The sequence below is a fragment of the Pseudoxanthomonas daejeonensis genome (assembly GCF_010093205.1).
GTDB lineage: Bacteria > Pseudomonadota > Gammaproteobacteria > Xanthomonadales > Xanthomonadaceae > Pseudoxanthomonas > Pseudoxanthomonas daejeonensis.
In genome coordinates this window covers 1-15,699 of record NZ_PDWN01000015.1, presented here as the reverse complement: position 1 = coordinate 15,699, position 15,699 = coordinate 1, and the positions used below count along the sequence as shown (strand labels likewise).

The 15,699-nt window shown below is 69.6% G+C and carries 9 protein-coding genes; 3 read left to right on the top strand and 6 right to left on the bottom strand.

Annotated elements, in window-relative coordinates; translation table 11 throughout:
• Positions 1 to 77 precede the first annotated feature (77 nt).
• The gene (locus CSC65_RS13885; RefSeq protein ID WP_162411180.1) at positions 78 to 2,246 is read right to left on the bottom strand and encodes a RelA/SpoT family protein; all 2,169 of its coding nucleotides are present in this window, start codon (positions 2,244 to 2,246) and stop codon (positions 78 to 80) included.
• A 61-nt stretch (positions 2,247 to 2,307) separates the two neighbouring features.
• On the opposite strand from CSC65_RS13885, the gene CSC65_RS13880 reads away from it, so the two are divergent.
• Positions 2,308 to 2,934, top strand: coding sequence for a hypothetical protein (locus CSC65_RS13880; protein ID WP_162411179.1), 627 nt, complete (start codon positions 2,308 to 2,310; stop codon positions 2,932 to 2,934).
• Between the two features lie 40 nt (positions 2,935 to 2,974).
• Here CSC65_RS13880 and hrpA read toward each other — a convergent pair whose 3' ends face one another.
• A complete protein-coding gene (hrpA, locus tag CSC65_RS13875) occupies positions 2,975 to 7,192 on the bottom strand; it encodes an ATP-dependent RNA helicase HrpA (protein WP_162411178.1) in 4,218 nt (1,405 codons plus the stop codon).
• Positions 7,193 to 7,295: 103 nt separating this feature from the next.
• Here hrpA and CSC65_RS13870 point away from each other — a divergent pair, with 103 nt between their 5' ends.
• Entirely contained in the window at positions 7,296 to 7,859 is a 564-nt protein-coding gene (locus CSC65_RS13870; protein ID WP_162411177.1) for a Dps family protein, read from the top strand.
• 181 nt (positions 7,860 to 8,040) lie between these two features.
• On the opposite strand, the gene clpB is transcribed toward CSC65_RS13870, so the two are convergent.
• Positions 8,041 to 10,626 (bottom strand): ATP-dependent chaperone ClpB, encoded by a 2,586-nt coding sequence (clpB, locus tag CSC65_RS13865; RefSeq protein WP_162411176.1) that lies wholly within the window; start codon positions 10,624 to 10,626, stop codon positions 8,041 to 8,043.
• A gap of 122 nt (positions 10,627 to 10,748) precedes the next feature.
• Between clpB and CSC65_RS13860 the strand changes: the two genes are divergently transcribed.
• The gene (locus CSC65_RS13860) at positions 10,749 to 11,069 is read left to right on the top strand and encodes a GIY-YIG nuclease family protein (RefSeq protein WP_162411175.1); all 321 of its coding nucleotides are present in this window, start codon (positions 10,749 to 10,751) and stop codon (positions 11,067 to 11,069) included.
• Here the strand turns inward: CSC65_RS13860 and CSC65_RS13855 are convergent.
• The 3 genes from CSC65_RS13855 to CSC65_RS13845 all read right to left on the bottom strand — a co-directional run bounded on the left by CSC65_RS13855 (position 11,042) and on the right by CSC65_RS13845 (position 15,621).
• Entirely contained in the window at positions 11,042 to 11,602 is a 561-nt protein-coding gene (locus CSC65_RS13855) for a DUF4166 domain-containing protein (protein WP_162411174.1), read from the bottom strand. The two genes, CSC65_RS13860 and CSC65_RS13855, sit on opposite strands and share 28 nt — an antisense overlap.
• A gap of 88 nt (positions 11,603 to 11,690) precedes the next feature.
• Entirely contained in the window at positions 11,691 to 13,280 is a 1,590-nt protein-coding gene (locus CSC65_RS13850; RefSeq protein ID WP_162411173.1) for a SulP family inorganic anion transporter, read from the bottom strand.
• A gap of 79 nt (positions 13,281 to 13,359) precedes the next feature.
• Entirely contained in the window at positions 13,360 to 15,621 is a 2,262-nt protein-coding gene (locus CSC65_RS13845) for a TonB-dependent receptor (RefSeq protein ID WP_162411172.1), read from the bottom strand.
• Positions 15,622 to 15,699: the final 78 nt, after the last annotated feature.

Below are 15,699 nucleotides of genomic sequence, written 5' to 3'. Positions count from 1 at the left end.
GACTATGCCAGCGGCCTGCCGGCGGCAAACACCGCGCATCGCGATTCGTCGCGCCCATCACCGCCATTCATGCAGGCTCAACCCAGGCGCTGGGCGCGTTCCACGCCCGGCAGCCCGTCCAGCTTGCCAAGCAGGGTCGAAAGCTGGCCGTAATCGGACACCCGCAGGCGCATCCGCAGCTGCACGCGACCGTCGGGGCGCACGTCGCTGCGGATGTCGGCCACGTGCGCGTCCTCCTGCGCGATCAGCGTGGTGACGTCCTTGAGCAGCCACTTGCGGTCCACGCCGCTGACCGCCACGTCGACCTCGTAACCGCCCCCGGCGGCGCCCCACTCCACCGGCAACACGCGCTGCGGCTGGGCCGCGGCCAGGCGCGTGAACGAGGCGCAGTCGGCGCGGTGCACGGTGACGCCGCGGATGCGGGTCAGGTAACCGGCGATCGGCTCGCCGGGCACCGGCTGGCAGCAGCGCGCCAGCTGCACCAGCAGGTTGCCCACGCCCTGCACGGTGAAGCCGGCATCGGCCTTCCGGTTGCGCGCCTGGCGCGGCGCCGGGCGCGTGTGCAGCACCGGAGCGGCCTGCGCCGCCGTACGCTCCAGCTCGTGCAGCGCGCGACCGACCTGGTGCGGACCGACATCGCCGAGCGCGACCTGGATGTACAGGTCGTCGACGGATTCGGCATGGAATTTCTTCGCGACCGGTGCTAGGTCTGCATGGTGGAGTCCCAGGCGCTTGAGCTCGCGTTCGAGCATCTCGCGCCCGGCCTGCACGTTGCGCGAGCGGTCCAGCTTGTGGAACCAGGCGCGCACCTTGTCGCGCGAGCGGCCGCTGGCGAGATAGCCATTGGCCGGCAGCAGCCAGTCGCGGCGCGGATCCGGCTCCTTGCCGGTCATGATTTCCACCCGGTCGCCGCTGCGAAGGTGGTGGCCCAGCGGCACGATCCGGCCATTGACCTTGGCGCCGCGATAGCGGTGCCCGACCATCGTGTGCACGTGGTAGGCGAAATCCAGCGGCGTGGCGCCCTGCGGCAGGTCGATTACTTCGCCCTTCGGGGTCAGCGCATACACACGCTCCTCGACCAGCTCCGCATCCAGCGCACCGGCCAGGCCTTCGTCGCGGCCCTCGCCGGACTGCTCCAGCAGTTGCCGCATCCAGGCGATCTTGCGTTCGAACGCACGCCCCGCCCCCTTCCCCGCCGCGCTGCCGCCGGTTTCCTTGTAGCGCCAGTGCGCGGCCACGCCCAGCTCGGCCTGCTCGTGCATGTCGCGGGTGCGGATCTGCACTTCCAGGGTGCGGCCTTCCGGCCCGACCACCGCGGTGTGCAGCGAGCTGTAACCGTTGGGCTTGGGCCGGGCGATGTAGTCGTCGAACTCGCCCGGCACGGGCGCCCACAACGCATGGACCACGCCCAGCGCCGCGTAACAGGCGGCGACGTCGTCGACCATCACCCGCACCGCGCGCAGGTCGTAGAGCTTGTCCAGCGGCAGGTGCTTCTTCTGCATCTTCCGCCAGATGCTGTAGATGTGCTTGGAGCGTCCGCTGATGTCGGCAGCCAGGCCCTGCGCCTTCAACGCCTTGCCCAACTGCCCCTTCACCGCCTCGATGTAGCGCTCGCGGTCGGCGCGGGTCTCGTCCAGTTCGCGCGCGAGGTGGCGATAGGTGTCGGGCTCGAGGAAGCGGAACGCCAGGTCCTCCAGCTCCCACTTGAGCTGCCAGATACCCAGCCGGTTGGCGAGCGGTGCGTGGATGTCGCGGGTGAGCTGGGCCAGCGCGCGCCGCTCCGGTTCCGGCAGGCGGTCGGCGGCGCGCATCCGCGCCAGCTGCCGTGACAGCAGGATCGGCACCACGCGCAGGTCCTGGATGATCGCCAGCAGCAGCCTGCGCAGGCCCTCGCCATTGCGGCCGGCCTCGCGCCCGGCATGCAGCGCCCAGACCTGGTCGGCGGCGTCCTGGCCTTCGAGCAGGCCCGCGACCGCCGGAAGCTCGGTGGCCACGGCCTTGGCGACGACACCGCGCAGCCCGGGCAGGTCGAACAGCAGCGCCGCGGACAGCGCCGATTCGTCGGCGCCCAGCTGTCCGAGCGTGTGCAGGGTATCGGCGATGACCGGCCACGGCAGCCGGTGTTCGTGGCTGGTGCCGCTGGCGTCCCAACCCTGCAGAAACTTCGTCCGCAACGCGGCCGGCAGCAGGTCCGCAGGCGGGCCCTGCAACAGGGCTTGCAGGTCGTCGATGGCGGTGCGGGACAAGGCCGTTCCGGCGTGTGGGGATGCCGTCTACACTAGCGGCCAACACCTCGGAGGAACAAGCATGGAACGTCGCTCTTCGCCGATATGGTCCGTCCTGCTCGTCGCGCTTTGCCTTGCCGCCTTCACCTCCGCCGCCATCGCGCAGTCATCGGGCCAGACGGTGATGGAGCAGCAGATGACGCCGGATGAATTCAAGGCCGCCGGCCTGCACAAGCTCAGCCCCGCCGAACTGGCCGCTTTGCACGACTGGATCCAGCGCCAGCAAGGCGGCACGACCGCCGCGGCCACCGCTTCGGCGCCTGTGTCCGCGCCCGCATCCGCACCGTTGCCTGCGGGTGCCGCCGTCGCCGCCGGTGCGGCCGCGCTGAGCGCAAGCGAGATCGAACGCATCCGCGAGGAAGCGCGCGAGGAAGGTCGCAAGGAGGTCAAGGAAACCAACCGCGGCTTCTTCGACTTCGGCTCCGAGGAACCGATCAAGAGCACCCTCGTCGGCGAGTTCCGCGGCTTCGCCAAGGGCAACAAGTACACGCTGGCCAACGGCCAGGTATGGGAACAGATGGAACCGGCACGCCTTGAAGGCGTGAAGCGGACCGATCCGGCGGTGACGATCAAGCCCGGCCTGCTCAATGTCTGGTTCCTGCGCATCGACGGCTACAACACGCCGGCCAAGGTGCGACGGATCAAGTAAGCCGACGCGGGCGCCGGCATCATGCCGGTGCCCGCCGCCGCTACTGCAGCGACGCCAGCCGCTGCGCGAGCTTCTTCGGCGAGATGCCGCCGCGTGAACCGAGCTCCTGCGCGAACAGCGACACGCGCAGCTCTTCCAGTTCCCAGCGCAGCGCCTGCCAGCCGGGCGCGTCGCCCTCGCCGCGCGACCGTGCGCCTGCCAGCGCATCGGCGAACGGCTTGAGTTCCAGCATCCGTGCCTGGTCGCGGGCCGGATCGCGCAGCGCGCGTTCGGCGCGCAACACCATCGCCTTGAGCCAGCGCGGGTATTGGGCCAGCGCCTCGGCCGGCGTCCGGCGCAGGAAGCCGGGGTGGACCAGGCCATCGAGCTGCGCACGCAAATCGTCCAGGTTGCCGCGCGCCCAGCCCATCAAGGGCGCCTCGAGCTTGGGCTTCAGCTCGGCCACCGTGGCCAGGACCTGCTCGGCCAGTTGCAGGCGCGAAATCGCCTCGCCGAACAGCTGCCGCGACGCGGCCTCTGCGCGACGCTGGAATGCCTTCGTATCGCGGATGCCGTCCAGCCCCTCGGCCAGCACCGCATTGAGCGCGGCCTCGACCAGGTCGGCGCGCAGCTGCTCCTTCTCCCGCGCCTTCGCTTCGGGACCGGTGCCGAACTGCTCGATCGCCGCGTAGAGCAGGCCCAGCTTGGGCGACACCGGCAGCTGCTTGCGCGCCTGCCGCACCTTGTCGGCCAGGGCAATACGCAGCAGGCGCTCGACCCCGCGCGGATGCGCCGCGAGGGCCTGGGCGCGATCGGCGAACACGCGCAGCACCGCATGCTCGCCCTCGTCGACCAGCGCGGGGTAACCCGGCACGCCCGCCTCGCCCGCCACCTGGTCAGGGATCGGCTCGGCCGGGAAATCGCGCAGCTCGGCCGGGCCAGTGGCCAGCGCCCGACCGGCGCGCGCCGCGAACGCACGACCGGCGCGCTCGCCGAACGTCGCCCGCAGCGCATCGAGGTCGCGTGATTCGGCCAGCACCTGACCGCCACGGTCCGGCGCCTCGCGCAGGCGCAGGTTCATGCGCAGGTGCGGCTCCAGCGCCGCTTCGTCGAAGTCCAGCGCCGACACCGCCACGCCCGTGGCACGCGAGAGGAACCGCGCCAGCTCGCCGGGCATCGCATCGGCGGAAGGCCGGACGAAGGCTTCGAAGAACGCGCGCCCGAAATCCGGTGCCGGGACGTAGTTGCGCCGCGCCGCCTTGGGCAGGCTGCGGATCAGGCCAGCGGCGCGATCGGCGACGAAGCCCGGCGCCAGCCATGACAACCGCGCCGGATCGAGCGCATTGAGCAAGGGCAGCGGCACCTCCAGGGTGACGCCGTCGTCGGCCGCGCCCGGTTCGAAGCGGTAGTGCAGCGGCAGCCGCGCATCGCCGAGCGCGAAATACTTCGGGTACAGGTCCTCCTGCCCGCCCTCGCCCGGCAGCAGGTCGTCCGTCGTCCAGCGCAGCGAGGACTTGCGTTCCTGCACCAGTGCCCGGTACCAGGCATCGAGTCCGGCGGCGGAATGGATCTCGCCCGGAATCCGGTCCAGGTACCAGCGTGCCTGCCAGCCTTCGTCGGCGACCAGGCCGGCGCGGCGCAGCTTGGCTTCCTCCTCGCGCGCCTGTTCCAGGGCCTTGAGGTTGGCCGCCAGGAACGAGGCCTTCGTGTCGATCTCGCCGGTGACCAGGCCCTGGCGCACGAACAGCTCATGCGCGCCGGGTGGATCGATGCGGCCGTAGTGGACCGGGCGCTTGGGCGCCAGCACCAGCCCGAACAGGCTGATCTGCTCGGAGGCCAGGACATTGCCCTGCGCGCGCGACCAGCGCGGATCGAAATGCTTGCGCGCCAGCAGGTGCGGGAGTTCTGCGATGGCCCAGTCCGGCTCGATCGCGGCTGCAGTCAAGCCCCACACCTTCTGCGTGTCCAGCAGCGTGGCCACCAGCACCCACGGCGGGGGTTTCTTCGCCAGCGGCGAGGCCGGGAACAGCTGGAACCGCCGCTGGCGCGGCGCCTCGTAGTCGCCTTTCTCAGTTCGATGGCCGACCTGGGTCGGCATGCCGGCGAGCAGCGCCCGATGCAGGGACTGGTAGGCGGCAGCGCGCTCGCGGGCGCTGAAGCGCGAAGCCGGCTCGGCAGCAGCGTGCTTGGGCACCGATGCAGGCGCCTGCGCCGCGACCGGCGTGACGGACTTGCCTTCGCGCGCCAGCCGCGCCGCGCGATGCAGCTCGCCACGGGTCGGACGGGCGGACGCACCGCCGCGCTCGTCCGTCGCCGGCGCGCCTGCCAGCAGCGGCAGCACCGCCGCCTCCGCCGCTTCCTCGCGCCAGCCCAGCTCGACGCACAGCAGCTTGAGCTGCCGATGCAGCTCGCGCCATTCGCGCATGCGCAGGAACCCGAGGAAGCGCTTGCCGCACCAGTCGCGCAATTTCGATTGCGTCAGCTCTTCGTGCGCGCTGTCGTAGCCCTGCCACAGGCGCAGGATGCCGACGAATTCCGAACGCGGGTCGGCGAACTGCGCATGCGCGTTGTCGGCCGCCTCGCGCGCCTCCGGCGGACGCTCACGCGGATCCTGCACGCCCAGGAAGGCGGCGATCGGCAGCATCGCGCGCAGGCAGCCGTGCGCCTGCGCGGCGACCAGCATCCGCGCCAGCTTCACGTCCACCGGCAACCGCGCCATCTGCCGGCCGCTCGCCGTCAGCCGACGCTGGCCGTCGGCCGCCTCCTCGATCGCGCCCAGCTCGACCAGCTGCTGCCAGCCGTCGGCGATGGCGCGCTCGTCCGGTGGCTCAAGGAACGGGAAGTCCTCGATCCTGCCCAGGCCCAGGCTGAGCATGCGCAGGATCACCCCGCCCAGGCTGGAACGGCGGATCTCCGGATCGGTGAACTCCGGGCGCGCGAGGAAATCCGCTTCCGCGTACAGGCGATAGCACACGCCTTCGGAGACGCGGCCGCAGCGACCCTTGCGCTGGTTCGCGCTGGCCTGGCTGACCGGCTCCACGTGCAGGCGGTCGATCTTGGAACGCGGGCTGTAGCGCTTGATCCGCGCATCGCCCGGGTCGACCACGTAGCGGATCCGCGGCACGGTCAGCGAAGTCTCCGCGACATTGGTCGCGAGCACGATGCGCCTTGGCGGGCCGGGATTGAACACCCGGTCCTGGTCGCGCACCGACAGCCGCGCGTACAGCGGCAGCACTTCGGTGGACCGGTACTGGCGCTTCTCCAGCATGCGGTGCAGGTCGCGGATCTCGCGCTCGCCGGGCAGGAACACCAGCACGTCGCCGCGCGGATCGGCAGCGGTGATCTCGTCGATCGCGGCGGTGATCGACGAAAGCGGATCGAGCTCGCGATCCTCGCGGCCACGGCGTGCGGCGTCGGCATCCTTCCTTCCCTTCGGCGACGGCGCCTCCTGGCGGGCGCTGGCGACGATGGGCTCGGCCCCCGTGCCGCCCGGTGGCCGGTAGCGCACCTCCACCGGATAGGTGCGCCCGGCGACCTCGACCACCGGCGCATCGTCGAAGTGCCTGGAGAAGCGCGCGGTGTCGATCGTTGCCGAGGTGACGATGATCTTGAGGTCGCGACGCTTGCGCAGCAGCTGCTTGAGATAGCCGAGCAGGAAATCGATGTTGAGGCTGCGTTCGTGCGCCTCGTCGACGATGATCGTGTCGTAGTTCGACAGCCAGCGGTCCGAGGCGATCTCGGCCAGCAGGATGCCGTCGGTCATGAACTTGATGCGGGTGTCCTCGCCGACGTTGTCGGTGAAGCGCACCTGGTAGCCGACCTGCCCGCCCAGCGGCGTCTTCAGTTCCTCGGCCACGCGCGTGGCCACCGCGCGCGCGGCGATCCGGCGTGGCTGCGTGCAGCCGATCATGCCGGCCACGCCACGACCAGCGGCCAGGCACAGCTTGGGCAGCTGGGTGGTCTTGCCCGAACCGGTCTCGCCGGCCACCACCACCACCGGGTGCTCGCGGATCAGCGCGACGATGCGTTCGGCCTCGGCGGCGATCGGCAGCGCTGCGTCGACCGTCACCTGCGGCACGTTGGCTGCACGCGCCCGGCGCACGGATGCCGAGGCGGCCAGCGCCTGTTCGAACCGTTCGCGCAGCGCAGCGTCGGCCGGTTTCCCGCGCCAGCGCGACCACAGGCCGTGCAGGCGCCCGCGATCCCGACCCATGCCCTGGTCGAGCGCGTGCCGTCCGGCTTCGAGGATCCTGCTCAGTTCGGGAGGGATCGATTCCATCTATGGTGCCGTGTGAAAATTTGCATAACGTAATGGGGACTACTGTCTATTGTGACAGTCCCGCCTTTGACCTGTGGACCCACCCCCAAGGAGAGAGCGAACCATGGCCAAGACCAAGTCCGCCAAGAGCAGCACCCCCACCGCCAAGGCCAAGGCCAAGGCCAAGGCATTGAACCCGGTGGCCTCGACCTCGCGGATCGACATCGGCATTGGCGCCGCCGATCGCAAGGAGATCGCCGAAGGCCTGTCGCGCTACCTGTCCGACGCCTTCACCCTGTACCTGAAGACGCACAACTTCCACTGGAACGTCACCGGTTCGATGTTCAATTCGCTGCACGCGATGTTCATGGTCCAGTACACCGAACAGTGGAACGCGCTGGACGAGGTCGCCGAGCGCATCCGCGCGCTGGGCTTCAACGCGCCCGGCTCCTACGCCGAGTTCATCCGCCTGACCTCGATCCGCGAGGAGGAAGGCGCCACCGGCGTGCCGGACTGGAAGGGCATGGTCCGGCAACTGGTGTCCGGAAACGAGGCGGTGTGCCGCACCGCGCGCGGTGTGCTCAAGACCGCCGACGACGCCGGCGACGACCCCACCGTGGACCTGCTGACCCAGCGCCTGCAGATCCACGAGAAGTACGCGTGGATGCTGCGCTCGCTGCTGGAGTGAGCTGGCAACGCGGCGTACATGCGCCGCCGCGTTCCCCGGACGGCCGCCCCCAGGGCGGCCGTCACCGTTGTGGACCGGCAACTCCATAGAGCGGGGCTTGCCCCGCTGCCCTTCTTCCCGCCATGAGGCTCCGACCGACGGGGGCAGCCGGGCAAGCCCGGCTCCATGCGCGCGTTTGCGCTCAGCCCTTGGCGAACACCAGGCGGCCGCCTTCGGCGTCGACCCTCACCATGTCGCCCGTACCGAACTCGCCGGCCAGGATCTTCTGCGCCAGCGGGTTCTCGATCTGGGCCTGGATCGCACGCTTGAGCGGGCGGGCGCCGTAGACCGGGTCGAAACCGACATTACCGAGCAGCTCGAACGCCTTTTCCGACAGGTCCAGCTTGAGGCCGCGCTCGGCCAGGCGCTTCTCCAGCCCGCGCAGCTGGATCCGCGCGATCGACGTGATCTGCTCCCTGTCCAGCGGATGGAATACGACGATGTCGTCGAGCCGGTTGATGAACTCCGGGCGGAAATGCGCCTGGACCACGCCCATCACCGCCGCCTTCATCTGCGTGTAGGCCTCCGCGCTGCCGTCGCCGGACAGCTCCTGGATCTGGTGCGAGCCCAGGTTGGAGGTCATCACGATCACGGTGTTGCGGAAGTCGACGGTGCGGCCCTGGCCATCGGTCAGGCGGCCGTCGTCGAGCACCTGCAGCAGGATGTTGAACACGTCCGGATGCGCCTTCTCGACCTCGTCGAGCAGGATCAGCGAATACGGCCGGCGGCGCACCGCCTCGGTCAGGTAACCACCCTCCTCGTAGCCGACATAACCCGGGGGCGCTCCGATCAGGCGCGCCACCGAATGCTTCTCCATGAACTCGCTCATGTCGATGCGGACCATCGCTTCGGACGAATCGAACAGGAACTCGGCCAGCGCCTTGCACAGTTCGGTCTTGCCCACGCCGGTCGGGCCCAGGAACAGGAAGGAGCCGATCGGCCGGTCCGGATCGGACAGTCCGGCGCGCGAACGCCGCACCGCGTCGGAGACCACCCGGATCGCTTCTTCCTGGCCGACCACGCGCCGGCCCAGGTCGGACTCCATGCGCAGCAGCTTCTCGCGCTCGCCTTCCAGCATCCGGTTGACCGGGATGCCGGTCCAGCGCGAGACCACCTCGGCGATCTCCTCCTCGGTCACCCGGTCCTGCACGAGCCTGAATTCCTTCTGCTCGGCTTCCTGGGCGGCGGCCAGCTGCTTTTCCAGCGTCGGCAGCGTGCCGTACTGGATCTCGCTCATCTTCGCGTAGTCCTGGCGACGCTGGGCGCTTTCCAGCTCGAGGCGCGCGGCTTCGATCTGCTCCTTGATCCGGGTCGCACCCTGCAGCGCAGCCTTCTCGGACTTCCAGACCTCGTCCAGGTCTGAGAACTCGCGGCCGAGCTTGTCGATGTCGCTTTCCAGGTCGGCCAGGCGCTGCTTCGAGGCCTCGTCCTTCTCCTTCTTCAGCATCTCGCGCTGGATCTTGAGCTGGATCAGGCGGCGCTCCAGGCGGTCCAGTTCCTCGGGCTTGGAATCGATCTCCATGCGGATGCGCGAGGCGGCCTCGTCCATCAGGTCGATGGCCTTGTCCGGCAGCTGGCGGTCGGCGATGTAGCGGTTGGACAGGGTCGCGGCCGCGACGATCGCCGGATCGGTGATCTCCACGCCGTGGTGCACCGCGTAACGCTCCTTCAGGCCGCGCAGGATCGCGATGGTGTCCTCGACGCTCGGCTCGCCGACGAACACCTTCTGGAAGCGGCGCTCGAGCGCGGCATCCTTCTCGATGTACTGGCGGTACTCGTCCAGGGTGGTGGCGCCGACGCAGTGCAGTTCGCCCCGGGCCAGCGCGGGCTTGAGCATGTTGCCCGCGTCCATCGCGCCATCGGCCTTGCCGGCCCCGACCATGGTGTGCAATTCGTCGATGAACAGGATGATCTGGCCTTCGCTCTTGGCCAGGTCGTTGAGCACGCCTTTCAGGCGCTCCTCGAACTCGCCGCGGAACTTGGCGCCGGCGATCAGCGCGCCCATGTCCAGCGAAAGCACGCGCTTGCCGCGCAGCCCCTCGGGCACCTCGCCATTGACGATGCGCTGGGCCAGGCCTTCGACAATGGCGGTCTTGCCCACGCCCGGCTCGCCGATCAGCACCGGATTGTTCTTGGTCCGGCGCTGCAGCACCTGGATCGTGCGGCGGATCTCCTCGTCGCGACCGATCACCGGGTCGAGCTTGCCCGACTCCGCGCGCGCGGTCAGGTCGATGGTGTACTTCTCCAGCGCCTGGCGCTGGTCTTCGGCATTCTCGGACTGCACGGTCTCGCCTCCACGGATTTTCGCGATCGCCGCCTCCAGCTTCGCCTTGTTGGCACCGGCGGCCTTCAACGCCTGCCCGACCGCGCCGCCATCCTCGAGCGCAGCCAAGACGAACCACTCGCTGGCGATGAACTGGTCGCCCTGCTGCTGGGCCAGCTTGTCGGTCAGGTTGAGCAGGCGGGTCAGGTCGTTGCCGACCGACAGGTTGCCGGCCTGGCCGCTGACCTTGGGCAGCTTTTCCAGCGCCTCGCCCAGGCGCTCGCGCAGCAGCGGCACGTTGACGCCGGCCTGGGCCAGCAGCGGGCGCGTGCTGCCACCGGACTGGTCGAGCAGCGCGGTGAGCACGTGCGCCGGTTCGAGCAGGTTGTGGTCGCGGCCCACGGCCAGCGACTGCGCGTCGGCCAGCGCCTGCTGGAAACGCGAGGTGAGCTTGTCCATCCGCATCGGAGGTCCCTCGAAAGAGTGGCCGGCGGGGCCGGCAATGCTACCCAGATGAGGTTGCACCCGGGTGTTTCAAGAGCGCGTGAGATCGGCATTCAGCGCCGGCCTTGCCGATAATGCCGGCCATGCGCGAAAGCCGCCCCTGGTACCTGTACCTCCTCCTGTGCCGCAATGGCGCCTGTTATGCCGGGATCAGCCCCGACGTGGACGCACGCTACCGCGCGCACGCCGCGGGCACCGGCGCGCGCTACACCCGGGCCAATCCGCCGGTGCGCCTGCTCGGCAGCCGCCCGTATCCGGATCGCGCCGCGGCGTCACGGGCGGAATGGGCGATCAAGCAGTTGCCGAGGGAGCGCAAGCTGGCCTTCCTGCTGGACGGTGAAGCGAACGGGGAACCCGCTGCACACACGGATCCGGATCAGGCCGGCTCCAGCCAGCCCTCGTAGCGGATCAGCGGACCCACCAGCGGCAGCGTCGCCTCGACCCGGAACTCGTAGCGTCCCTCGTGCTCGCGCTCGCGGCACTGGACCCGGCCGAACAGCGCCACCGGCAGCGGCAGCAGGCCCAGCAGGCGCACGCCATCCACGTTCCAGTAGATCGCGCCATCGGCGGTGTGCAGCAGGAAGCGGAACTGGATCGGGCCGAGTCGTTCGCAGAGCAGGCCCTTGCGGCAGCGCAGCCGCGACGTCATCGGATGACCGCCGAAATCGCGACGCCAGGTTTCGCCCTTGGCGGCGGCGGTGAACTCCACCTGCAGCGGCGCATCGTCCATCGACGGCGGCAGCCCGGCGATGGCCGCGCACAGCCGCGCCAGCGGATGGGTGCCGCGCTCGACGCCGACCCGGCCGGCGTACTGGCCGCGCCCGCGGATCGAATGCAGCGCGCGCAACGAATCGGGCAGGTTGAAGAACGGTGCCCGCAACACCTGCTGGAACACGGTCGGCTCAAGGACGGGCGAGGCGGCAGGTGTCGGGGTCATGCAGGCGCCACGTCGGTCCGGAACGACAGCATACCGCCGGACCGCTGCCAGCCATGCGCGCCGGTGCTGCGCCACGCGGGCATCCGTCTCAGGCCGAGCCCGGACGCTCCTTCTGCAGCGAAAGCAGCGCCAGCAGTGCGGCCAGCACCACGTACGCCCCCGCGAACTGCCAGGCGATCAGCTTCGGCAGGCCTTCCAGGGTCCACGGCCAGTAGATGCCGCCGCGCGGATCCACCGAATGGACCAGGCCGAACAGGGTCAACGCCGCGCCCAGCAGCAGCACGCCCGCGGCGCGGCGGGTGCGGCCGTCGATCATGGCCACCAGCGCGGTGCTCCACAGCATCGCGGTGATGATGAACCCGTTGCCCAGGGTGACGATCGCCGCGAGTTCCGGCAGGCCATGGCCGTCGCCGGCGTTGTACAGCGCGGCGTGGTGTTCCGGCGCAATCCATGCCGGGTTGCCCAGCTTGATCACCAGCAGGTAGGCGATCGAGGGCAGGAACGCCAGCGCCACCGCCGGCGCGTGCCGGCGCTCGGTGGCCTGGAAGGCCTGCACGGTGATGTCCAGGCCCACGTACACGATGATCGGCGCCAGCACCGCGATCGGCAGCCACTGCACCAGCCCGGCCAGGTAGCCGAACACGCCGCCGAGGCCGACGAACACGCCCGCCAGCAAGGTATAGCCGTGCCGCGCGCCCATGTGCTTGTAGGCAGGTTGCCCGATGTAGGGCGTGGTCTGCGCGACGCCGCCGCAGACGCCGGCGACCAGGGTCGACAGCGCCTCGACCAGCAGCACGTCGCGGGTACGGTAATCGTCGCCGGCCGCGCGCGCGCTCTCGGCCACGTTGATCCCGCCCACCACCATCAGCAGGCCGAACGGCAGCAGCAGCGGCAGGTAAGGTACGGTCGCCGGCAGGCCATCAATGAAATGCAGCGTCGGCACCGGCAGGGCGAAGGTCAGGGTCACGCCCTGCGGCAGCGCGAACCCCGGCATGCCCAGCCCGGCAAGGCCGAGCGCGTAGTAGAGCGTCGTGCCGACCAGCAGCGCCACCAGCACGCCGGGCAGGCGCACCGGCAGGCGGCCGCGCGCCACCAGCACGTACAGCAGCAGGCCGAACGTCACCAGCCCCGCCACCGGCGAGCGCAAGGTCTCGACCAGCGGCAGGAAGCCGAGCAGGGTCAGCGCCGCGCCACCGATCGAGCCCAGCAGCGCCGCGCGCGGCACCCAGCGGGTGATCGCATCGCCGCAGAACGACAGCGCCAGCTTGAGCAGGCCCATCACCACCAGCGAGGCCATGCCCAGCTGCCAGGTGGCGATCGCCGCGGCCTGCGCGTCCATGCCCTGCTGGCGGAACGCGAGGAAGCCCGGACCGAGCACCAGCAAGGCCATGCCGATGCTGGTCGGCGCATCCAGGCCCAGCGGCATCGCGGTGACGTCGTCGCGGCCGGTGCGCATCGCCAGCCGGCGCGCCATCGCGGTATAGGCCAGGTTGCCGACCAGCACGCCCAGCGCGGTACCGGGAAACATCTTCGTGTACACGACCTCGGCCGGGAATCCGAAGATCCCGACCAGGGCCAGGGCGATGAAGCCCAGGATCGACAGGTTGTCGACCACCAGGCCGAAGAAACCGTTGAGGTCGCCGGCGACGAACCAGCGCGGCCGGAAGGTGGGGGTCATCGAATGCGGATCCTGCGGTAGAGGGCGACGTCAGCGTGGCCACCGGCCGGCAGGGTGACCTGCCGGCCGGTGGCGTGGCTCAGAAGTTGAGCCTGAACTCCGCGCCGAAGGTCCGCGGCTCGTTGATGAAGCCGGTCAGGTTGTTGAAGTCGATGCCGCCGACGATCCGGGTCTGGTCGGTGATGTTGCGTCCGAACAATGCGAAATCGTAGGCGCCGTCGCCCCAGCCGTAACCCACGCGCAGGCCGCCTTCCAGCGAGGACCGGCCGCGGAACTCGGGCGATTCGTACAGGAAGAAATTGACCTCGCTGCGATAGGCCCAGTCGGTGAAGAAGTACAGCTCGCCTTCGCTCAGCGGGATGCCCCAGCGCAGGGTCAGGTTGTGGATCCACTCCGGTGCCTGCGGCAAGGAGTTGCCGTCGATCAGCGCGTAGGTGCCGCCGCCGATCGTGGTGGTCGGATCGGTCACCGTGCAGCCGCCGCCGCAGACGGCCACGGCGAGGTCGTCGTCCTGGATCCGCGTGTCGTTGTAGCTGCTGCCCCAGGTCAGCAAGAGCCCCTCGGCCAGCCACGCCTCCAGGTCCAGCTCGATGCCCTGGCCGATGGTCTTGTCGGCATTGAGCAGCGTGGCGACGTTGGCGCCACCACCGACGGCGATCAGCTGCTGGTCGCTGACATCGTAGCGGAACAGGTTGAAGCCCACGCGCGCGCGGCGGTCGAACAGGTCGGCCTTGATCCCCGCCTCGTAGGAGATCACCGACTCCGAGTCGGCCGTGGACACGCCACCGTTGGGCGCGGCCGCCGACGCGAACAGCAGGCGGCCCTGGATCGAAGGCGCACGGAACCCCTTGGCCACGCGACCGTACAGGTTCACCGCCTCGTTGACCTCGTAGACCGCGCTGGCGTCCCAGCTGACGTCATCCACGTCGGTGTCGACCGTGTACGGACCGCCCACCGGCGCGCCGAACGGCGCGCCTTCCAGCACGGTGGCCGAGAAATCCTTCTCGTCCTTGGTGTAGCGCACGCCGGCGCGCAGCTTCAGCTTGTCGGTGGCCGCGTACTCGGCCGAGCCGAACACCGCCCAGGCCGTGTTCTCCTGCTCCTGCACCGCGTGGCCGGCCCGCGGGTTGCCCGGAGACAGCGAGTCGTAGTTGAAGCTGTCGATGGTCAGGTCTTCGCGGTACCAGAAGAAGCCAGCCTGCCAGTCGAAGCGTCCACCGTAGTCCGACTCCAGGCGGAATTCCTGGGTGACCTGCGAGTGGTCGGGAATGCCGTCGGCCGATTCGGAGGCGAACGGAATGAAGCCCGGGCCGGACATGCCCGGCGGCAGGAATGCCGCGCCGTAGCCGCCGTCGATGTCGCCGCGGTTGAGCGATTCCAGCGTCTCGTAACCAGTGATCGAATGCAGGCTCAACTGGCCGAAGTCCCAGCGCAGCCGCGCGCTGCCGCCCCAGGTTTCCAGGTCGGAGAAGTTGACGCCGTCCAGCGACACCTCGTCCTTGTCGAAACCGGGCACGAAGCGGTTGCTGCCCGGCTCGATGATGTTGGCGCGGAACAGGCGCGCGGTGCCGTTGAGGTCGCGCCGGTGAAGGTTGAACAGTGCTTCGAACGCATCGCTCTCGTACAGGAACTGCACGCGCGCGGCGGACTCGTCGTAACCCTCGAAACCGTCGTTGGGGCCGGGATAGGTGTTGGTCACCCAGTCGTCGCGGCGCTGGTACAGCGCCGAGGCGCGCGCCGACCAGTTGCCACCGAGCGCGCCGCCGACCGCACCCTCGAAATTGACCATCGCATCGCTGCCGTAGGCCAGCTGCGCGTAGCCGTCCAGTTCCTGCGACGGCCGCACCGAATCGAACTTGACCACGCCGGCCGGCGTGTTGCGGCCGAACAGGGTGCCCTGCGGTCCGCGCAGCACTTCCACCTGCTCGATGTCGAACAGCGGGAAGCCCTTAAGCAGCGGGTTCTCCTGGACCACGTCGTCGTAGACCAGCGAAACCGGCTGGGACGCGTTGAGGTCGAAGTCGGTGTTGCCCAGGCCGCGGATGTAGAAGCGCGGGAACGCGCGGCCGTACGAGGACTCGATGTTGAGACTGGGTACGCGCGCGGACAGGAAGCGGATGTCGGTGCCGCCCGAGCCCAGCACGTCGAGTTTCTCGGCGCTGATGCTGGTGATGGACACCGGCACGTCCTGGATGTTCTCGACCTTGCGCTGCGCGGTGACCTGCACCGCGTCCAGGGTGGTGGCGGTCTCCTGCGCGAGAAGGGGCGGCGCCAGCAGGGCGGCGGAGACGGCGAAGGCAAGCGTGGTACGCGACGGCACGATCCGCGACAGTCGGCTCATGGCGGGGTCCTGGCGGTGGGGGGGGGGGCGGTCTCTTATAACCAGCTCCGGGCCCACGGGGCTAAGGTGGAGTCTGGT